Annotated in this window: 21 protein-coding genes; 10 read left to right on the plus strand and 11 right to left on the minus strand. The window is 69.0% G+C overall.

Features of this window, described 5'->3' with window-relative positions:
* Window positions 1-283: 283 nt before the first annotated feature.
* On the plus strand, window positions 284-817 hold the full coding sequence (gene infC, locus AC2YHA_RS16325) for a translation initiation factor IF-3 (RefSeq protein ID WP_233784056.1): 534 nt from the start codon (window positions 284-286) through the stop codon (window positions 815-817).
* A 32-nt stretch (window positions 818-849) separates the two neighbouring features.
* The gene (locus AC2YHA_RS16330) at window positions 850-1,686 is read left to right on the plus strand and encodes a glycoside hydrolase family 16 protein (RefSeq protein ID WP_487402450.1); all 837 of its coding nucleotides are present in this window, start codon (window positions 850-852) and stop codon (window positions 1,684-1,686) included.
* Window positions 1,687-1,749: 63 nt separating this feature from the next.
* On the opposite strand, the gene AC2YHA_RS16335 is transcribed toward AC2YHA_RS16330, so the two are convergent.
* Window positions 1,750-3,036 carry an MFS transporter gene (locus AC2YHA_RS16335; protein ID WP_487402451.1) on the minus strand — a complete coding sequence of 429 codons (1,287 nt, stop codon included), beginning with the start codon at window positions 3,034-3,036 and terminating at the stop codon, window positions 1,750-1,752.
* 121 nt (window positions 3,037-3,157) lie between these two features.
* On the opposite strand from AC2YHA_RS16335, the gene AC2YHA_RS16340 reads away from it, so the two are divergent.
* Window positions 3,158-3,622 (plus strand): winged helix-turn-helix transcriptional regulator, encoded by a 465-nt coding sequence (locus AC2YHA_RS16340; RefSeq protein WP_487402452.1) that lies wholly within the window; start codon window positions 3,158-3,160, stop codon window positions 3,620-3,622.
* A 47-nt stretch (window positions 3,623-3,669) separates the two neighbouring features.
* Here AC2YHA_RS16340 and AC2YHA_RS16345 read toward each other — a convergent pair whose 3' ends face one another.
* The 6 genes from AC2YHA_RS16345 to AC2YHA_RS16370 form a co-directional block, all read right to left on the minus strand.
* The gene (locus AC2YHA_RS16345) at window positions 3,670-4,698 is read right to left on the minus strand and encodes an aldo/keto reductase (protein ID WP_487402453.1); all 1,029 of its coding nucleotides are present in this window, start codon (window positions 4,696-4,698) and stop codon (window positions 3,670-3,672) included.
* Between the two features lie 78 nt (window positions 4,699-4,776).
* On the minus strand, window positions 4,777-5,160 hold the full coding sequence (locus AC2YHA_RS16350) for a VOC family protein (protein WP_487402454.1): 384 nt from the start codon (window positions 5,158-5,160) through the stop codon (window positions 4,777-4,779).
* A gap of 15 nt (window positions 5,161-5,175) precedes the next feature.
* On the minus strand, window positions 5,176-7,926 hold the full coding sequence (locus AC2YHA_RS16355; RefSeq protein ID WP_487402534.1) for a [protein-PII] uridylyltransferase: 2,751 nt from the start codon (window positions 7,924-7,926) through the stop codon (window positions 5,176-5,178).
* Between the two features lie 141 nt (window positions 7,927-8,067).
* A complete protein-coding gene (grpE, locus tag AC2YHA_RS16360) occupies window positions 8,068-8,646 on the minus strand; it encodes a nucleotide exchange factor GrpE (RefSeq protein WP_487402455.1) in 579 nt (192 codons plus the stop codon).
* A 19-nt stretch (window positions 8,647-8,665) separates the two neighbouring features.
* Complete coding sequence (hrcA, locus tag AC2YHA_RS16365) at window positions 8,666-9,706, minus strand: heat-inducible transcriptional repressor HrcA (RefSeq protein WP_487402456.1); 1,041 nt, start codon at window positions 9,704-9,706, stop codon at window positions 8,666-8,668.
* A 32-nt stretch (window positions 9,707-9,738) separates the two neighbouring features.
* Complete coding sequence (locus tag AC2YHA_RS16370; RefSeq protein ID WP_487402457.1) at window positions 9,739-10,266, minus strand: DUF6438 domain-containing protein; 528 nt, start codon at window positions 10,264-10,266, stop codon at window positions 9,739-9,741.
* Between AC2YHA_RS16370 and rph the strand changes: the two genes are divergently transcribed.
* Together rph and rdgB are read left to right on the plus strand one after the other, a co-directional pair.
* Window positions 10,265-10,981, plus strand: coding sequence for a ribonuclease PH (gene rph, locus AC2YHA_RS16375; RefSeq protein ID WP_233784063.1), 717 nt, complete (start codon window positions 10,265-10,267; stop codon window positions 10,979-10,981). The two genes, AC2YHA_RS16370 and rph, sit on opposite strands and share 2 nt — an antisense overlap.
* Window positions 10,978-11,607, plus strand: a complete 630-nt coding sequence (gene rdgB / locus AC2YHA_RS16380) for an RdgB/HAM1 family non-canonical purine NTP pyrophosphatase (protein WP_487402458.1) — start codon at window positions 10,978-10,980, stop codon at window positions 11,605-11,607. Before rph ends, rdgB begins: the two co-directional genes overlap by 4 nt.
* Window positions 11,608-11,752: 145 nt before the next feature.
* Here the strand turns inward: rdgB and AC2YHA_RS16385 are convergent, their stop codons facing one another.
* Entirely contained in the window at window positions 11,753-12,313 is a 561-nt protein-coding gene (locus AC2YHA_RS16385) for a CAP domain-containing protein (protein ID WP_487402459.1), read from the minus strand.
* A gap of 43 nt (window positions 12,314-12,356) precedes the next feature.
* On the minus strand, window positions 12,357-13,037 hold the full coding sequence (locus tag AC2YHA_RS16390; RefSeq protein WP_487402460.1) for a DUF2490 domain-containing protein: 681 nt from the start codon (window positions 13,035-13,037) through the stop codon (window positions 12,357-12,359).
* Window positions 13,038-13,123: 86 nt separating this feature from the next.
* On the opposite strand from AC2YHA_RS16390, the gene hemW reads away from it, so the two are divergent.
* Window positions 13,124-14,242 (plus strand): radical SAM family heme chaperone HemW, encoded by a 1,119-nt coding sequence (gene hemW / locus AC2YHA_RS16395; protein ID WP_487402461.1) that lies wholly within the window; start codon window positions 13,124-13,126, stop codon window positions 14,240-14,242.
* Window positions 14,243-14,246: 4 nt separating this feature from the next.
* Here the strand turns inward: hemW and AC2YHA_RS16400 are convergent, their stop codons facing one another.
* Complete coding sequence (locus AC2YHA_RS16400; RefSeq protein ID WP_487402462.1) at window positions 14,247-15,437, minus strand: penicillin-binding protein activator; 1,191 nt, start codon at window positions 15,435-15,437, stop codon at window positions 14,247-14,249.
* 13 nt (window positions 15,438-15,450) lie between these two features.
* Between AC2YHA_RS16400 and rsmI the strand changes: the two genes are divergently transcribed.
* Genes rsmI through AC2YHA_RS16420 form a run of 4 tightly spaced genes read left to right on the plus strand, consistent with a single transcriptional unit; the run spans window position 15,451 to window position 18,371 of the window.
* Entirely contained in the window at window positions 15,451-16,341 is an 891-nt protein-coding gene (gene rsmI, locus AC2YHA_RS16405; RefSeq protein WP_487402463.1) for a 16S rRNA (cytidine(1402)-2'-O)-methyltransferase, read from the plus strand.
* 2 nt (window positions 16,342-16,343) lie between these two features.
* Entirely contained in the window at window positions 16,344-16,742 is a 399-nt protein-coding gene (locus AC2YHA_RS16410; protein WP_487402464.1) for a YraN family protein, read from the plus strand.
* Between the two features lie 52 nt (window positions 16,743-16,794).
* Complete coding sequence (gene gshB / locus AC2YHA_RS16415; RefSeq protein WP_487402465.1) at window positions 16,795-17,754, plus strand: glutathione synthase; 960 nt, start codon at window positions 16,795-16,797, stop codon at window positions 17,752-17,754.
* Window positions 17,754-18,371: a DedA family protein gene (locus AC2YHA_RS16420; protein ID WP_487402466.1), complete on the plus strand. Its 618-nt coding sequence runs from the start codon at window positions 17,754-17,756 to the stop codon at window positions 18,369-18,371. Before gshB ends, AC2YHA_RS16420 begins: the two co-directional genes overlap by 1 nt.
* A 3-nt stretch (window positions 18,372-18,374) precedes the next feature.
* On the opposite strand, the gene AC2YHA_RS16425 is transcribed toward AC2YHA_RS16420, so the two are convergent.
* A complete protein-coding gene (locus tag AC2YHA_RS16425; protein WP_233784073.1) occupies window positions 18,375-19,256 on the minus strand; it encodes a tyrosine recombinase XerC in 882 nt (293 codons plus the stop codon).
* Between the last annotated feature and the right edge of the window lie 44 nt (window positions 19,257-19,300).

A 19,300-nucleotide genomic window follows, 5' to 3' on the forward strand; every position in this document is an offset into this window, starting at 1 on the left:
AATCGCCATTCTTGACCGTTCGTCCCGAGCGAAGTCGAGGGACAGTCAGCCACGTAAAATGTCCCTCGACTTCGCTCGGGACGAACGGCGCTTCGATCCAAGTCGGAAAGACCCCGAGATTCGCCCACCTCCGGCGTCCGGAGACCGGCCCGCTGGGCCGTCCCTATCCGCTCATCCACATGAAGCATGCGGGTCGTGGCTGAGCGGCTTTCAAAAGCCGTCGTCCGCGACTATATTTCCCGGTCTGGAAACTAACACAGGAGCAACACCTATCCGTCCTCCCATGATGCGCCGGCCCTTGCAGGCGCCGCCGATGAACGGCCCCCGGTTCAACGAATTCATCCAGTCGCCCAAGGTCCGCGTGATCGACCATGAGGGCGAGAACCTGGGTGTGATGTACACGCGCGAAGCGATCGAGCAGGCGCAGGAGCTCGGCCTCGACCTGGTCGAGGTGTCGCCGAACGCCGATCCGCCGGTCGCCAAGTTCCTCGATGTCGGCAAGTACAAGTACGAGGCCCAGAAAAAGGCCAACGCCGCGCGCAAGTCGCAGAAGACGCAGGAGATCAAAGAGATCAAGATGCGTCCGAACATCGACGATCACGATTATGATACGAAGATGAAGGCGATCCACAAGTTCATCGGCGAAGGCGACAAGGTGAAGGTCACCCTGCGCTTCCGCGGCCGCGAGCTTTCGCATGGACAGCTCGGCATGAACCTGTTGAAGCGCGTCCAGGACGACACCGCCGAGGATGCGAAGGTCGAGAGCTATCCGCGCATGGAAGGCCGCCAGATGCTGATGGTGCTGGCGCCGAAGTGATGCGGCGGCGGTGGCGGCTCGCGGCGGCGCTCATGATGCTGCCGCCCGCGGGCGCCGCCGCCCAGACGATCGCCACACCCCCCGCCCCTGCGGCGACCGACGAGCGAATCGCGGTGCCGACGGACTATGTCCGGGTGTGGGGCGACGAGTTCGACACACCCGGCCTGCCCGATCCCGCCAAGTGGCGCTACGACACCTCGCGCAACCGCGAGGGCTGGTGGAACAACGAGCTGCAATATTATGCCGCCGGCCGGCGCGAGAATGCGCGGGTCGAGGACGGCCATCTCGTGATCGAGACGCGCAAGGAGCGGGTCGACAAGGCGGCCGATTATGGCGGGCAGGACTATAGCTCGGCCAAGCTGTTCACGCAGGGCGTCGCCGACTGGACCTACGGCTTCTTCGAGGTCCGCGCGAAGCTCGCCTGCGGCAAGGGCAACTGGCCGGCGATCTGGACGCTGGGATCGGACGGCAGCGCCGGCTGGCCGGCGGTCGGCGAGATCGACATCATGGAGCATGTCGGCCAGACGCCGGGAACGATCCACGGATCGGTCCATACCAAGGCGTACAACCACGTCGCCAAGACGCAGAAGACCGCCGAGACGCAGGTGCCGGACGCCTGCACCGCCTTCCACACCTATCAACTCGACTGGACCGCCGACCGCATCCTGATCGGCGTCGACGGGCGCGCCTACATGCGCTTCGACAACGACCATAAGGGCGACTCTGCGACCTGGCCGTTCGACAAGCCGCAGTATCTGATCCTCAACGTCGCCGTCGGCGGCTGGGGTGCGGACCAGGGGATCGATCCGGCCGCCTTTCCGGCGCGGATGGAGGTGGATTACGTGCGGGTGTGGCAGAAGCGGGGGTGAGCGGAAGCACCTCGCGTCGAGCGGATGGTCGGATTTTGAACTCGGCCACGCGACTAGAGCATCTCACCTCTTGTGCATGTCCGTCGTACCCGCGGGCGTCATGCGGCGGGTGGACGCCCAGAAGCCGAGCGTCAGCGCGCTGATCCCCGCCCCCAACGCGCAGACACCGAACCAGCCAGCCTGCGCGTAGACAAGCGTCGATACGGACGAACCCAACGCGCTGCCGGCGGAGTAAAAGACCATGTATCCTGCGGTCAGCCTGCTCTGCGCCTCCGGGTGCGCTCGATAGATCATCGCCTGGTTGGTGACGTGCACCGCCTGCAGGCCGAAATCGATGATGATCACGCCGGCGATCAGCCAGAGGAGCGATTGCTCAAGCAGCGCAATCGGCGCCCAGGCGAACAGCATGAGCGCGAGGCCGATGCCCGTCGTCCGCTGGCCCAGGCCCACGTCGGCCCATCGGCCTGCGCGCGACGCCGCCAAGGCACCGGCCACCCCGGCGAGACCGAACAGGCCGACCTCGGTATGCGACAGCGAGAATGGCGGCGCGCTCAGCGGCAGCACCAGCGGCGTCAGCAGTGTCGTGATATTGGCGAAGATCAGCATGGCGATGACACCGCGAATGCGCAGCACCGGCTCGGTCAGCAAAAGCCTGAACAGCGAGCCGATGAGATGCGGATAGGTAATGGCGTCGCCCGCTCGTTGCCGCTTCGGCAGTGAGCGGGCGAGCAGCGCGACGATGACGAGCGTCGCCAGCCCGGAGGCGAAATAGACGGCCCGCCATCCCGAGAGATCGGTCAGGACACCGGCAACGGTGCGCGCCAGCAGGATGCCGAGGACGATCCCGCTCGTTACGATCCCGACGACGTGCCCGCGTTCGCCGGGCCCGGCAAGACTGGCCGCATAGGCGACGAAGGACTGCGTTACCACCGCCAGAAACCCCATCGCCGCCATCGAAACCAGCAGCAGCGGCGCGCTGGATGCAAAGCCGATCGAGAGTAAAGCGACCACCGACAGCAGCGACTGCGCGATCACCAGGCGGCGGCGGTCGAGAAGATCGCCCAGCGGAACGAGCAGGACCAGCCCCAGCCCATAGCCGAGCTGCGTCGCCCCGACGATCCATCCGGCATGTGCGCGCGTGAGGCCCAGGTCGTCGGCCATCGCGTCCAGCATGGGATGGGCAAAATAGGCGTTGGCCACCGCCAGTCCGCTCGCCGTCGCGAAGAGCAGCGTGAGCGGCGTCGACGGGCGGCGGCGGTCGGCACGCGTCCCGCGATCAATGCGTTCTTCGCGTGTCAGCCCACCCGCAGCGCCGGCCGTTCCCGCCGGCTCGTCGAGGCTCGTCGCCATTTCCTGATGAGATCGCATCGTAACACCGATTCGGTTTAATGATGAAACCATTTGATCGATATCAGAATGGTTTTATGATGCAACCGCCCCAAACCGGATCGACACGGATCGGAGAGTTTCAGTGGTCAGGCGTAAGAGCCTCAGCGGGGATTATTGCCCGAGCGCGCGCGCCCTGGACGTCATCGGCGACTGGTGGTCGCTGCTCATCGTACGCGACGCCTTCGACGGGCTCACGCGCTTTGGCGAGTTCCAGCGCAGCCTGGGTATCGCGAAGAATATCCTTGCGCAGCGCCTGCGCACGCTGATCGAGCGCGGCATCCTGGAGGCGATTCCTTCCGCCGACGGCGCGGCGCATCAGCAATATCGCCTGACAGAAAAGGGACGCGATCTCTTCCCCGTGATGGTCGCATTGCGGCAGTGGGGGGAACAATATCTGTTCGCACCCGGCGAGCCGTTTTCGAAGCTGGTCGACCGCGATACCGGCCAGGCCGTCCGCCTCGACGTCCGCACCGCGAGCGGCGATCCGATCAGCCCGGATCGCGCGCTCATTCTCAAGGTACCCGTCGACCGACAGCCGGAGGAATGACCGATCCGGAGCGGCTTGCGGACGAGGATGACTGCCTCAGCCGCTCCCTACCATCGTGTAGGCTTGGGGTTGCGGGCGTCGAAGTCCATCTGGTGCCAGTAGGGATAGGCGGGCGTGCGGCGGCTGGCGTCGTCGAGGCGCTCGATCTGCTCTGTAGTGAGCGACCAGCCGACCGCGCCGAGATTGGCCTTGAGCTGCTCCTCGTTGCGCGCGCCGATCACGATGTTGGCCACCGTCGGCCGGCTCAGCAGCCAGTTGAGCGCGACCTGGGGGACGGTCTTGCCGGTCTCGCCGGCGATCGCCTCCAGCACCTCGACCACCGTATAGAGATACTCGTCGTCCACCGGCGGGCCGCCGACCGCGCCGCCCGAGGCGATGCGGCCGCTCTGGTCCTGCCCGCGGCGGATCTTGCCGGTGAGGCGGCCCCAGCCGAGCGGGCTCCACACCATCAGGCCGATGCCCTGGTCGAGGCCGAGCGGCATCAGCTCCCATTCGTAGTCGCGGCCGATCAGCGAGTAATAGCCCTGGTAGGCGACGTAGCGCGCGAGGCCGTACTTCTCCGAGGTCGCCAGCGACTTCATCAGATGCCAGCCGGAGAAGTTGGACGCGCCGATATAGCCGATCTTGCCGCTGGTGATGAGGTCGTCGAGCGCGCGCAGCGTCTCGTCGACCGGCGCGATCGCATCGAAGCCGTGCATGAAATAGAGGTCGATATGGTCGGTGCCGAGCCGCCTGAGGCTCGCCTCGCAGGCGCGGATCAGATGGTAGCGCGAGGAGCCGACGTCGTTGGGGCCGTCACCGGTACGAAAGGTCGCCTTGGTCGAGATCAGCGCCTTGTCGCGCTTGCCTTTGAGCGCCTCGCCCAGGATCTCCTCGGAAGCACCCGCCGAATAGATGTCGGCGGTGTCGAAGAAGTTGACGCCCGCCTCCAGGCAGATGTCGACCAGCCGGGTCGCCTCGGCGACGTCGGTGTGCCCCCAGGTGTTGAAGAACTGATGGTCGCGGTTGAACGTGCCGGTGCCGAAGCTGAGCACGGGCACCTTGAGGCCCGAGCGGCCGAGTTGACGGAATTCCATGTCCTGTCTCCACCTGAAAGGACCGCCGGACGGCGGCCGCCCCGCCTCAGGTGGGATGCCTCGTCCGATTTGGAAGGATCAGGAGGCCGGCGGTTCCCATAGTTCGATCGCATTGCCCTCGGGATCGTGGATGCGGGCGAACTTGCCGGTCTCGGGCGAGTCCCATTCGTCCTTGGTAATGATCTCGATCCCCGCGGCGTTGAGCTGCTCCAGCATCCCCTCGAGATCGCGCACGCGCAGATTCAGCATGAACTGCTTGTCCGCCGCGAAATAGTCGGTCGCCGCGCCGAACGGCTGGAACACCACAGGGCCGCCCTGCACCTGCCAAGCCCATTCGCTGGGCTCGCCCGCCTCGTCGGCGGCGCAGCCGGCGCCGACGCCGAGATGCTCCTTATACCAGGTGGCGAGCCCCTCCGGATCGCGGGCGCGCCAGAAGAAGCCACCGATTCCGAGCACGGGCATCGTCTCTCTCCCCTGTCAGGCGGCGATATCGAGCGCTCCGTCGCCCTCGGCCGCTGCCAGCAGCCGCTTCTCGATAGCCTTGATGCGGCCAGCGGCGGTGATCTTATCGCCGATTAGGTCGGTGACATAGAAGGTATCGACCGCCCGTTCGCCATAGGTGGCGACATGCGCCGAGCGGATCGTCACGCGCGACTGGAACAAGGCATGCGCGAGATGGTGGAGCAGCGCCGGCCGGTCGCGGGCATTGACCTCGATCACGGTGAAGCGGTTCGAGGCGTTGTTGTCGATCAGCACGTTGGCCTCGATCGGGAAGGCGTCGGCGCGCGGGCGCGGCAGCGGCTTGGCCTTGAGCCGGTCGCTGAGCTTGAAGCGGTTGGCGAGCGCCTCGGTGATCGCGGTCTTGATGCGGCCGAGCTGGCCGGCGTCGTCGAAGGGGCGGCCTAGCGGATCCTGGACGAGGAAGTTGTCGAGGGCCATGCCGTCGCGGGTGGTGTGGATGCGCGCGTCGATGATGTTGCCGCCGGCGGCGTGGATCGCGCCGGCGATGCGGTAGAACAGGCCGGGGTGGTCGGCGGCATAGACCGTCACCAATGTCGCGCCCTGATCGGCATCGGGCCGCGCGTCGATGAACAGCTGCTCGCCGCCGGCGCGCTCGACGAGACGGGCATTGGCCTCCAGCACCTCGAGCGGCTCCGCCACCCAATAGCTTTCGGGCAAGCGGCGGACGAACTCGGCCATCCGTCCGCCATCCCAGTCGAGCGCCGCCGCAAGATCGGCCTGCTTGGCGGCGATCCGCTCGCCGCGGCCGCGCTGCTTGTGGCCGAGGCGCAGCACCTCCTCGGCGCTCTCGTAGAGATTGTGGAGGAGCTGGCGCTTCCAGCCGTTCCAGATGCCGGGGCCGACCGCGCGGATGTCGACGATGGTCAGCACCAGCAGCATCATCAGTCGCTGCGGGCTCTGCACCTGCTCGGCGAAGTCGAGGATGGTCTTGAAGTCGGAAAGGTCGCGCTTGAACGCGGTCGCCGACATGAGCAGGTGATAGCGGACCAGCCACGCCACCGTCTCCGTCTCGGCCGGCGTCAGGCCGAAGCGGGGACCGAGCCGCTCGGCGACCTCGGCCCCCAGGATCGAATGGTCGCCGCCGCGCCCCTTGGCGATATCGTGGAGCAGCACCGCGACGTAGAGCGCGCGCCGCGCCACGATCTGCGGGAACAGGCCGGTCGAGAGCGGATGGTCGTCCTTGGAATCGCCGCGCTCGATCGCGGCCAGCAGGCCGATCGCCCGGATGGTGTGCTCGTCGACGGTGTAGTGGTGGTACATGTCGAACTGCATCTGCGCGACCACGCGGCCGAAATCGGGCACGAAGCGGCCGAACACACCGGCCTCGTTCATCCAGCGCAGCACCATGTCGGGACTCTGCTTCGACGTCAGCAGGTCGAGGAACAGGGCGTTGGCGCGCGGATCGTTGCGGACGTCGTCGACCAGCTTGGCGTCACGCGCGGCGGCGCGCATCGCCAGCGGGTGGATTTCGAGGCCGTGCTGCTCGGCGAGCGCGAACATCTCGATCAGGCGCACCGGGTCCTCGACGAAGAACGTGTCGCGCGGCAGCGCGAGCCGGCCGCGGTCGAGGACGAAGCCCTTCAGCTTGCGCGGGCGGCGGCGGATCGTCGGCAGGTTGAAGAAGCGGCGGCCGCGCGCGGCGAACTGCTCGTCGAGATGCGCCAGGAACACGCCGGTCAGGTCGCCGACCACCTTCGCCTGCAGGAAGTAGAACTGCATGAAGCGTTCGACCTTCGGCTTCCCCGGCCGGTCGGAATAGCGCATCCGCTCGGCGATCTCGCGCTGGAGGTCGAAGGTCAGCCGGTCCTCGGCGCGGCCGGCGATCAGGTGAAGGTGGCAGCGCACCGCCCACAGGAAGTTCTCGGCGCGATGGAACTGGCGGTATTCGGCGCGGGTGAGCAGGCCCTTGTCGACCAGTTCGGCGGCACTCCCGACGTTGTGGATGTACTTACCGATCCAGAAGAGTGTGTGGAGGTCGCGCAGGCCGCCCTTCCCCTCCTTGACGTTGGGCTCGACGACGTAGCGGCTGTCGCCCATCTTGCGGTGGCGCTCGTCGCGTTCGGCGAGCTTCTGGGCGATGAAGGTGCGCGCGGTGCCGGCCTCGACCTCCGCCTTGAAGCGGCGCGCCGCCTCTTCGTAGAGGTCGGTGTCGCCCCAGACATAGCGCGCCTCGACCAGCGCGGTGCGGATGGTCACGTCCTTCTTCGCCTCGCGCACCATCTCGTCGAGCGAGCGCGAGGAATGGCCGACCTTCAGCCCCATGTCCCACAGCGAATAGAGCATCGACTCGATGACCTGCTCGCACCAGCCGGTCTGCTTCCAGGGCGTGAGGAAGCCGATGTCGACGTCCGAATGCGGCGCCATCTCGCCGCGGCCGTAGCCGCCGACCGCGATCAGCGTCATCCGCTCGGCGGCGGTAGGATTGGTGTTGCGGTAGAGCCGCTGGACGGTGAAGTCCCACAGCAGCCGCAGGATCTGGTCGATCAGGAAAGCGCCCGCCGCCGCCGCTTCCAGTCCGCGCGAGGGGTGTTCGGCGAAGCGCCGCGCGATCTCGGCGCGGCCGGCGTCGAGCGCCTGCTTCAGGCGATCGGTGGCGGCGCGGCGGCGTGCGGCGGTGTCCTTTGCCTCCAGCGCGGCGAGCGCGTCGGCGATGGCGCGACGGTCGATGATCGCGCGGCGGTGCGGGACATGCTCGAAGCGGGACATGGCTTCGAGATAGAGATTGTACGCGATGCGCGCCACAAGTTCGGCGTCACCCCGGCCTTGGGCCGGGGTCCACCTATCGCCAATGTCTGAGCTTGCGGCACCGTGGATGCCGGAACAAGTCCGGCATGACGACTAATTTGATCAATCCGCTGTCTTGGCGACGCCCACCAGCGCCGGGCGGAGGAGGCGGTCCTTGAGCATGTAGCCGGCCTGCATCTCCTGCACGATCGTGCCGGGCTCGGCATCCGCGCTCGGGATCTCCAGCATCGCCTGGTGGCGATTGGGATCGAGCTTCTCGCCCATCGCGGTGATCTTGGCGATGCCGTGGCGGGCGAAGACGTTGTCGAGCTCGCGCCCGGTCGCCTCGATGCCGGTGACCAGGCCCTTGAGCTTCTCGTCCTCGCGCAGCTCGGCAGGGATAGCCGCCAGCCCACGCGCGAGATTGTCGGCGACCGACAGCAGGTCGCGCGCGAACGCCGTGACTGCATAGGCGCGCGCGTCCTGCAGCTCCTTCTCCGCGCGGCGCAGCGAGTTCTGCGCATCGGCGCGCGCATAGAGCACCGCCGCCTTCGCCTCCGCCAGTTCCTCGGCGAGCTTGGCGACCTGATCGTGATCGGCGACCTCCGGAGCGGCCTCCGCGGTTTCCTCGCGCAGGTCCACGGTTTCCGCGGTCAATTCTTCCCCGTTCGGCGGGGACTGGTTCTTGGTCTCGTCGTTCATTGCGTCCGTTTTCAAAAATTCAACCGAGCAGGCGCGCCAGTGTCGCCGCCGTGAAATCCACCATGGGCACGACGCGCGCATAGTTCAACCGCGTCGGGCCGATCACGCCGACCACGCCGACCACCTGACCGTCCAACGCACGAACCGGCTGGGCGATCACCGACGAGCCCGACAGGGCAAACAGCTTGTTCTCCGATCCGATGAAGATGCGCGCGGCATCGGCCTCGCGCGCGCTGTCGAGCAGGCGGGCGATCTCCTCCTTGCCCTCGAGCTCGTCGAGCAAGCCGCGCACCCGGTCGAGGTCGGCGGCGGCGGCCGGATCGATCAGGTTGGCCTGGCCGCGCACGATCAGCACGGGGCGATGGCCGGGGTCCTCGCTCCACACGGCGAGGCCACGCTCGACCAGCGCGCGGGTGAAGCGGTCGAGCCGGGCGCGTTCCTCCGCGATCTCGCGCGTGATCAGGCGCCGCGCCTCGGTGAGCGTGCGGCCGGCGAGCGCGGCGCTCAGGTAGTTGGAGGCCGATTCGAGCGCGGAGGACGTCATGCCCGGCGGCAGGTCGACGACGCGGTTCTCGACCGATCCGTCCTCGCCGACCAGCACCGCGAGCACCCGGCCCTGGCCGAGCGGCGCGAAGCCGAACTGGCGCAGCACCGGCTCGCGCTTCGGCACCAGCACCAGGCCGGCGCAGGAGGACAGGCCGGAAAGCGCGGCGGTGGTGGCGGCGATCGCTTCCTCGATCGGGCCGGCATTTGACGCGCGCGATTCGATCGCGGCGCGCTCCTCGGGCGTGGGCGCGACGGCGTGCATCATCCCGTCGACGAACAGGCGAAGGCCCGATTCGGTCGGCATCCGCCCGGCGGAGGTATGCGGCGCGGCGAGCAGCCCCGCTTCCTCCAGGTCCTGCATGACATTGCGGATCGAGGCAGGCGAGAGGTTGAGCCCCGGCAGCAGCGAGATCGTCTTCGACCCGACCGGCGCGCCCGTCTCCAGATAGGCCTCGACCACCAGCCGGAACACGTCCCGCGCGCGATCGGTGAGGTCGGTGATCGAGGGGGTCATGGGATTGAATCTAGGATAGCTCGACGCAGGTCTCAACGTGGGCCGACCAGGTCGGCGATCGGCAGGATCGCTTCCGCCCGGCCGAGGGCGGCTCCGATGCGCGCGTTCGCCGCACCTCGGCAACCGGTGTAGAATCCGAGCCGGTCACGCTCGCCCCATTGAACGTTGACGCTCGGGAGATCGGTAGGCGCGTTGCGGCAACCGGACGTTCGGGCGAGGATCAAGCGCATGCCCTTGGGTCGGTACGGCGCCAGCACCGCGGCGAAGTTACGATATTGTTCCGGCGTGAAGGCGAAACGACGCTCGCCCCTGACCCGGGTGAAATAGCGGCCGCGAAACACGCCGGATCGATCGGTGACCGTGACCTCGAAGACCGGACAGGTGCCTTCGCATCCGCTGCGCGAATAGGTAATCGGTACAGGCGGGCCGATGTCGTCCCGCGCCCCCGCCGAGATACAGGCGGCAAGCGGCAGCAGAAGCAACTTTCGGATCATCCGCCGACACTGGCGCGTTGCGCCCATGCCGTCTAGGGCCGCAGCAACTGATACGGAGACCTCCATGCGACCTTCCGGCCGCGCGCCCGACGAGATGCGCGCCATCACCATCGAGCCGAACTTCACCCGCCACGCCGAGGGATCGGTGTTGATCGGCTTCGGCGACACCAGGGTGCTGGTCACCGCCAGCGTCGAGGAGCGGGTGCCGCCGTTCCTGCGCGGCAAGGGCGAGGGCTGGGTGACGGCGGAGTACGGCATGCTGCCGCGCGCCACCCATACCCGCGGCCAGCGCGAGGCGGCCAAGGGCAAGCAGTCGGGCCGCACGCAGGAGATCCAGCGGCTGATCGGCCGCAGCCTGCGCGCCGTCACCGACCTCAAGCTGCTCGGCGAGCGGCAGATCACGCTCGACTGCGACGTGATCCAGGCCGATGGCGGCACGCGCACCGCCTCGATCTCGGGCGCGTGGGTGGCGCTGCGGCTCGCGGTCGACAAGCTGCTGGCGAACGGGTTGATCGCGGTCGATCCGATCCAGCACAAGGTCGCGGCGGTGAGCTGCGGCATCTATCAGGGCGTGCCGGTGCTCGACCTCGACTATCCCGAGGATTCGACCGCCGAGGCCGACGCCAATTTCGTGCTGCTCGACGACGGCAAGATCGCCGAGGCGCAGGCGACCGCCGAGGGCGCCTGCTATGACGAGGAAGGGCTGCTGCGGCTGCTGCGGCTCGCACGAATCGGCTGCACCCAGATCTTCGCGGCCCAGGACAAGGCCACCGGGCGGTGAGCGGCGAAGGCGAGGTCCCGCAGGCGATCCGCAAGCTGCGGCCCGGCAAGCTGGTGATCGCCAGCCACAACGCCGGCAAGGTGCGCGAGATCGAATCGCTGCTCGGGCCCTATGGCGTGCAGCCGGTCTCGGCCAAGGCGCTCGACCTGCCGGAGCCCGAGGAGACGGGGACGACCTTCGTCGCCAATGCCGAGCTGAAGGCGCTGCAGGCAGCCGACCTGTCGGGGCTGCCGGCGCTGGCGGACGACAGCGGGCTGTGCGTCGAGGCGCTGGGCGGCGAGCCCGGCATCTTCTCGGCCCGCTGGGCGGGGCCGGACCGCGACTTCCGGGTGGCGATGGAGCTGGTCGAGCGCAACATCGCCGCGACCGGGCCCAATCCGCCGCGCGACGCCTATTTCGTCTGCGCGCTGGCGCTCGCCTGGCCGGACGGGCATGTCGAGTGGTTCGAGGGGCGCGTCGACGGCACGCTGGTGTGGCCGCCGCGGGGGGACAAGGGCTTCGGCTATGATCCGATGTTCGTGCCCAACGGCCATGAGCAGACCTTCGGGGAGATGGACCCGGACGCCAAGCACGCGATCAGCCACCGGGCGGACGCGTTCCGGCAGCTGGTGGCGGCGGTGTTCTAAGCAAAGCTCCTCCCCGGCACGGGGAGGGGGACCGCCGCCGGAGGCGGTGGTGGAGGGGCCCCACCTCGACGGAATCGTTTGCGGAAAGCCCCCTCCACCAGCCTACGGCTGGTCCCCCTCCCCGTGCCGGGGAGGAGCTTTGGGGCTAAGGCAGCGCCCGCTCGCCGTAGATGTTGCCGGCGGGGAGATAGCGGCAGACCAGATATTCGTCGCGGCGGTTGGGTGCCATCGCGCAGCCGACGCGGGTGGTGCGCGACCAGATGATCTGGCTGTAGTGGCCGACGTCGCCGAACCGGCCGGTGCGGCTGACGTTGGGAATCGGGCCGTTGACGAAATTCCGCTGCTCGTCGAGCCAGTGCTGGACCATCTCGTCATAGCGATAGGCGCCGCGCGTGCCGGTCCAGAGGTTCTCGCCCTGCGGCGGGTTCCCGCGCGGCTGCGGCGAATGCTCGAACCGGCGGGTACGCGCCATCTCCTGCGCATAAGCGGCGGCATCGGCGGCAAGCCCGTCGTCCCACGCGAGCGGCGGCTGGCGGACCGAGGCGCGCGCGGCGTTGTGCATCGTCATCACCGCGCGCTGCAGCAGCGCCTGCCCGCGCGGCGCATTGCCCTCGAACGGACGCGGCTCGACGACACGCGGCGGCGCTTCCGACGAGCAGGCCGCCAGCAGTGCGGTCAGGACAAGGGTCAGCTTCCGCCCGATCATCACCGCGACCCTAATCGGGGCCGCATGAACGTCCGGCAACCCCTCAATAGCGAATGAAGGCGGTCAGCGAGGCGATGTGCGCCACGTTGGTCCGCCCGCCGGGAGCATTGCGGAGCTGGTTCATGTAGCCGGCCTCGAGCGTCGACTTGCCCGGCAGCGGAATGACCGCACCGACGAAGCTGCGCAGCTGGTCGAATTCCTCCGTCGCCCAGCCGCCCGACTTGAGCCCCCAGAAGCCTTCGGCCCAGACCAGCGCGCCGACGCTGCGCTCGCGATCGCTCAGCGCGTGCTCGTAGCGCAGCATCTCGCGCAGGCGCAGCGCCATGCCGCCCGCGTCGGAGCGCCAACGCTGCTCGAACCGGGTGCGCGAGGACAGGTCGGAGCGGCCCGCCTTGTGCAGCGACCAGCTGAGCTGCTGGAAGCTGCGCTCCTCGTTGCGGCCGGGGACGCCGGCGCCGCCCGGCTCCTCGATATGGGCATAGCCCTGGTAGAGTGTGACCTCCGGCGTGAGCTTGTAGCCGATCGCACTGCGCAGCAGCAGCTGCGACAGCCGCGAGACGTCGTCGGTCACGCGCGGCTGCACCTCCGCGAAATAGACCAGACGATCGTCGATCGATCCCATCGCGGTGACGTTGACCCAGACCGCCGAGTCGTGGTCGGTCTGCGCGGCCGCCGGGCTGGCGGCGAGCGAGGCGGCGGCGATGAGGATCGAACGAAAACGCATGAGATACTCCCGAACGGACACGTCGGTGCCGGCCGGTAGCAGGATCGGCTTTGCCCGATCTTTGCCCGATCGTTATCGCGCGTGACATGACCCCTGCCCCGCCGCTCGCGCTCTACGTCCATTGGCCGTTCTGCGTGTCGAAATGCCCCTATTGCGACTTCAACAGCCATGTCCGCGACGAGGTCGATCATACGCGCTGGCGGGAAGCGCTGCTCGCCGACCTCGCCCATGAGGCGGCGCTGCTGCCGGGACGGCGGCTGGGGTCGGTGTTCTTCGGCGGCGGCACGCCCTCGCTGATGCCGCCGGAGACGGTGGCGGCGGTGCTGGAGGCGGCCGATGCGGCCTGGGGATTCGATGACGGCGCCGAGATCACGCTGGAGGCCAATCCCTCTTCGGTCGAGGCGGCGCGGTTCGGCGACCTGGCGCGCGCCGGCGTCAACCGGGTATCGCTGGGGCTGCAGGCGCTCGACGATGCGGCGCTCGCCTTCCTCGGCCGGGCGCATGACGTGACCGAGGGGCTGGCGGCGCTCGATACGGCGCAGCGTGCGTTCACGCGGGTGAGCTTCGACCTGATCTACGCCCGGCCCGGCCAGGACCTTGCGGCGTGGGAAGCGGAGCTGACGCGCGCGCTCGCGTTCGGGACCGAGCATCTGTCGCTCTACCAGCTCACCATCGAGCCGGGCACGCGCTTCGCCACCCTCGCTGCCAAGGGCGAGCTGGAGATCCCCGACGGCGACGCGGCGGCCGAGCTGTTCGAGGCGACCGCGGCGATGACCGCCGCCGCGGGGCTGCCGCGCTACGAGGTGTCGAACCATGCGCGGCCGGGCGCGGAGAGCCGCCACAACCTCGCCTATTGGCGCTACCGTGATTACGCCGGCATCGGCCCCGGCGCACACGGCCGGCGCGGCGGGCTCGCGACCTTTCGCCGGAAGAAGCCCGAGAACTGGCTCGCCGCGGTCGACCGCAACGGCCACGGCATCGAGAGCGAGGACCCGCTCGACACGCACACCCAGGCGATCGAGGCGCTGCTGATGGGGCTGCGGCTCGCCGAGGGAGTCGAGCCCGACCCGACGATCCTCGACGAGGCGGCGGTGGGTCGCCTCGTCACGGAAGGCCTGCTGGTCCGGAGCGGCCCGCGCCTCGCCGTCACGGATGCCGGCGTGCTGCTGCTCGACGGCATCCTGAAGGCGATCGTGCGGCCCTAGCCGCTCAGCGCGCGAACCCCGACGGCGCCGGCGACACCGTCACCGTCGTGCCGCCGCGGACCTCCTGCACCTCGAGCGCCCGTTCCGCCACGCCATCGCGGCCGAAGCGGAAGGCACCGTCGAGGCCGGCGAAGCCGCCGCTGTCGCCGAGCTGGGCCTGCGGGAAGCGCGTGCCCACCCGCCAGTCGCGGGCGATGCGCACCGTCAGCAGCACCGCGTCATAGCCGAGGCTCGAGAGGCGATAGGGCGCGCTGCCGAAGCGGGTGCGGTACTTGGTGGCGTACTGGCGGTAGAGCGTGTCCGACACGCTGGCGAACCAGGCGCCGTTCAGCGCCGGCCGGCTGCCCAGCGAGGCGTCGGTGTTCCATAGCTCGGTGCCGAGCACGCGCGCCGATGCCCCGCCGCTGCGGCGGATCGCCGGCACCGCCAGCGCCGCGGTGCCGGCCGAATCGGCGATCAGCACCGCCTGGAACGGCGAGGTCCGGGGCATCCGCGCCACCGCCGCGGCGATCGAGCCGGAGCTGCGATCGTAGGTCTGCATCGTCACCACCTTGCCCCCGGCGCCCTCGACCGCGCGCAGGAAGGCATTGGACGCGCGCTCGCCATAGAGGCCCTTGGGCACCAGCCCGGCGAAGTTGGTGACACCGCTCTTGCGGGCATAGTCGACCACCCGCTCGATCGACTGACCGGGCATGTAGCCGAGCACATAGACGCCGTCGCCGGCGACCGAGGCGTCGTTGGAGAAGCTCAGCACCGGCACGCCCGCGCGCTTGGCGATCGGCGCGACCACGCGCACGTCCTCCGAGAGGAGCGGGCCGAGGATGAGCTGATTGCCCTCGGAGATCGCGCGATTCGCCGCGGCGGCGGCACCCGCGGCAGTGTCGTAGCTGGTGATGCGCACGCGCTCGTTCTGCGTGTCGAGCAGCGCGAGCTGGGTCGCGTTGGCGAGGCTGCGGCCGACCGCCGCGTTGGTGCCCGACAGCGGCACCAGCAGCGCGACGCGGTGGCGCTCGACATCCTCGGGCAGCGTCGAGGTGGCGGGCGCCTTGGGCGGCGGAGCGGTAGGCGGCGGGGCTTCGGGCGCCGGCCCCTTGGGAACGAGCGTCGCGCATCCCGCCAGCAACGCGGCTCCCGCCAGCGCGATCAGCTGCCTCAATGCACCGCGCCGTTGCGTCCTGCTTGCCGCATCCGCCATAGACTATCCCCTCATGAACGCCGAACTCTCCCCCGGCCTCTACATCGTCGCGACCCCGATCGGCAATCTCGGCGACCTCTCCCCGCGCGCCGCGGAGGTGCTGAAAGGCGCCGACGTGATCGCGGTCGAGGACAGCAGGGTCACTGCCAAGCTGTTGAATCACCTCGGCATCAAGCGGCCGATGACGCCGTACCACGACCATAATGCCGAAGCGGTACGCCCCGGCCTGGTGGCGCGGATGGCGGCAGAGACGGTGGTGCTGGTGTCGGACGCGGGGACGCCGCTGATCTCCGACCCAGGCTACAAGCTGGTGCGCGACGCGCGCGCGGCAGGACATCCGGTGACGACGATCCCCGGCCCCTGCGCGGCGATCGCGGCGCTGACGCTGGCGGGGCTGCCGACCGACCGGTTCCTGTTCCTCGGCTTCCTCCCCGCGAAGGCCGGCGCCCGCGCGACGGCGATCGCGGAGGTGGCCGGCGTGCGGGCGACGCTCATCCTGTACGAGAGCGGCCCGCGGCTGGCGGCGACGCTGGCCGCGCTGGCGGAAGGGCTCGGCGACCGCGAGGCCGGGGTCGCGCGCGAGATCACCAAGCGATTCGAGGAATGCGTGGCCGGGACGCTCGGCGAGCTGGCAGCACGCTATGCCGATGCGCCGCCGAAGGGCGAGATCGTGGTCATCGTCGCCCCGCCCGGCGAACCGGCGCCGGCCAGCGAAGAGGATGCGGACGCGGCGCTTCGGGAGGCATTGACGCGGCTTCCGGTCTCCAAGGCGGCGGCGGAGGTGGCGAAACGGCTGGGGCTCGACCGGCGCGAGCTCTATGCGAGGGCGATGGAGTTGAAGAGCACGCTAAGCCCCTCCCCTTCAGGGGAGGGGTTGGGGGTGGGGGCTATCCCCGAGCGATGAGCATGCGGCACTCCCCCACCCCAACCCCTCCCCTGAAGGGGAGGGGCTTAGAAAAGCGGCGCATAGCCGAAGCCGCCGGCCGGCGCGGCGAGCGGATCGCGGGGTGGTGGCTGCGGCTCAAGGGCTGGCGCATCCTCGCCCGGCGCGTGCGGACGCCGGCCGGCGAGGTCGACCTGATCGCGCGGAGGGGCAATCTGGTCGCCTTCGTCGAGGTCAAGGCGCGCGCCAGCGATGCCGAGCTCGATTTCGCGATCGACCAGCGGCGGCTCTCGCGCGTCGCGGCGGCGGCGGAATATCTGATGCCGCGCTATGCCGGCCCGGGCGACGACATCCGCGTCGACGTGATCCTGCTCGCCCCGCGCACGGCGCCGCGGCACATCGAGAATGCCTGGATCGGGTGACTTCCGCGCCGCCACTTCCTAAGTGGCGGTCCGCGCTGATGGAGATTTGCGAATGGGTCTGAGTGTCGCCGTCCAGATGGACCCGCTCGAATCGATCAACATCGCCGGCGATTCGACCTTCGCACTGATGCTGTCGGCGCAGGCGCGCGGGCACAGGCTGTTCCACTACGCGGCCGAGGACCTGAACTACGCCGACGGCCATGTGTGGACGGAGGCGCATCCGGTGACGGTGCAGCGGGTCGAAGGCGATCATTTCCGCTTCGGCGAGCCGGTGCGGCTCGATCTCGGCGACCAAGCCGACGTGGTGCTGATGCGCCAGGACCCGCCGTTCGACCTCGGCTACATCACCGCCACCCACCTGCTCGAGCGGATCAGCGACCGGACCCTGGTGGTCAACGATCCGGCCAGCGTGCGCAACGCGCCGGAGAAGGTGTGGGTGCTCGACTTCGCGCGCTTCATGCCGCCGACCCTGGTCACCCGCAGCCTCGCCGAGGCACGCGCCTTCCTCGCCGCGCATGGCGAGATCGTGGTGAAGCCGCTCCACGGCAACGGCGGCAAGGCGATCTTCAAGGTCGGCCGCGACGGGCAGAATCTCGCCTCGCTGATCGAGGTGTTCAACACCGCCTATCGGGAGCCGCACATGCTCCAGGCATTCCTGCCCGGCGTCGCCGAGGGCGACAAGCGCATCGTGCTGGTCGACGGCGAGGTCGCGGGGGCCGTCAACCGCATCCCGGGCGAGGGCGAGATCCGATCGAACCTCGCGGTCGGGGGCAAGGCCGCGAAGACGGAACTGACCCCCAGCGAGCAGGAAATCTGCGCGGCGCTCGGCCCGGAGCTCAAGCGGCGCGGCCTGATCTTCGTCGGCATCGACGTGATCGGCGGCGAGTGGCTGACCGAGATCAACGTCACCTCTCCCACCGGCATCGTCGCGATCGACCGCTTCAACGGCACCGACACCGGGGCGATGATCTGGGAGGCGATCGAACGCAGGGTGGCCGAGCGCGCCCGCTGATGTTCGACTTCACCCACAACCCGGTGTTCGTCAGCTACTGGGGCATCTTCTTCCTGATGATGCTCGAGAACGTGATCCCGCCGGTGCCGTCGGAGGTGATCATGGGGATCGCCGGGATCGCCGCAGCCGAGGGCAAGCTCAACCTTGCCGGCATCCTCGCCGCCGGCACCACTGGCACGGTGCTCGGCAACCTCGTCTGGTACGAGATCGGCCGGCGCTTCGGCTACGAGCGGCTGAAGCCCTGGGTCGACCGCTGGAGCCGCTGGCTGACGATGGAATGGCAGGACGTCGAGAACCTCCGCCGCCATTTCCTGCGCCACGGCGGCAAGACGGTGTTCGTGTTCCGCTTCCTGCCGTTCGGCCGGACGATGATCTCGCTGCCGGCGGGGCTGATGCACATGGGGTTCGCCAAGTTCGTCACCTACACCGCGGCAGGCAGCCTGGTGTGGAATGTGATCCTGGTCGGCGTCGGCTATTGGCTCAAGACCAACATCGACGAGATCGACCGCTTTGTCGGGCCGATCGTCATGGTCATCGTGGCCGCACTGGTGCTGACCTACATCTGGCGCGTGATCACCTGGAAGCCGCGGAAAAGCGCACCGGCCGAAGCCGAGTAGCGATCACGCCCGCGGATGGGCGTTGCGGTAGACGTCGAGCAGATGCGCGGCATCGACTGCGGTGTAGACCTGGGTCGAGCTGAGGCTCGCATGCCCCAACAGCTCCTGCAGCGCGCGCAGGTCCGCGCCGCGGCCGAGCAGGTGGGTCGCGAAGCTGTGGCGCAGCGCGTGCGGCGTGGTACGGGGTGGGAGACCTAGCCGCGTCCGCGCAGCGCGAACCGAGCGGCGCACTACGGCCGGCGAGAGCGGACCACCCTTGGCGCCGCGGAACAACTCGGCGTCGCGGGAAACGCCCCAGGGCTGGAGCGCGACATAATGCTCGATCGCCTCGCGCACCTGCGGGAGCAGCGGCACGATGCGGGTCTTGGCGCGCTTGCCGGTGACCGCCATCGTCTCGCCGAGCGGCAGCACCGCGCCGGTCAGCCCCAGCGCCTCGCCGATGCGTAGCCCGGCGCCATAGAGCAGCAGCAGCACCGCCCAGTCGCGCGCGGCGATCCAGGGTTCGGCGGCGTCCTCGGCGACCTCCTCGGCAAGCGCGATCGCTTCGTCGGGCGCGATCGGGCGCGGCACGCCCTTCTTGACCCGCGGCCCCTTGAGCCGCGGCGGCTCGGCCCCACCGAAGGCGAGGAAGCCGCGCACCGCCGACAGCTCGCGCGCGGCGGAGGTGTTGGAGAGGCCGTCTTTCCGCCGCGCGGCGAGGAAGGCGCGCAAGTCCGCCGGTGTGATCCTGCACAGCGCAGCCAGGTCCACCGCCTCGCCCCAATGCTGCTGGAGGAAGGCGACGAGCCGCTCCGCCGTCGCCTGATAGGCGCGCACGGTATGCGCCGACCGCCGCCGGTCGCGAGCAAGGTGCGCGGCGTAGAGAAGAGGCAAGGGCTCGGACACGAGCAGAGCCTATCCCAATCGCGGCCTCCACCAAAGCGAAGAGG

Source organism: Sphingomonas sp. SRI_018 (assembly GCF_057586275.1).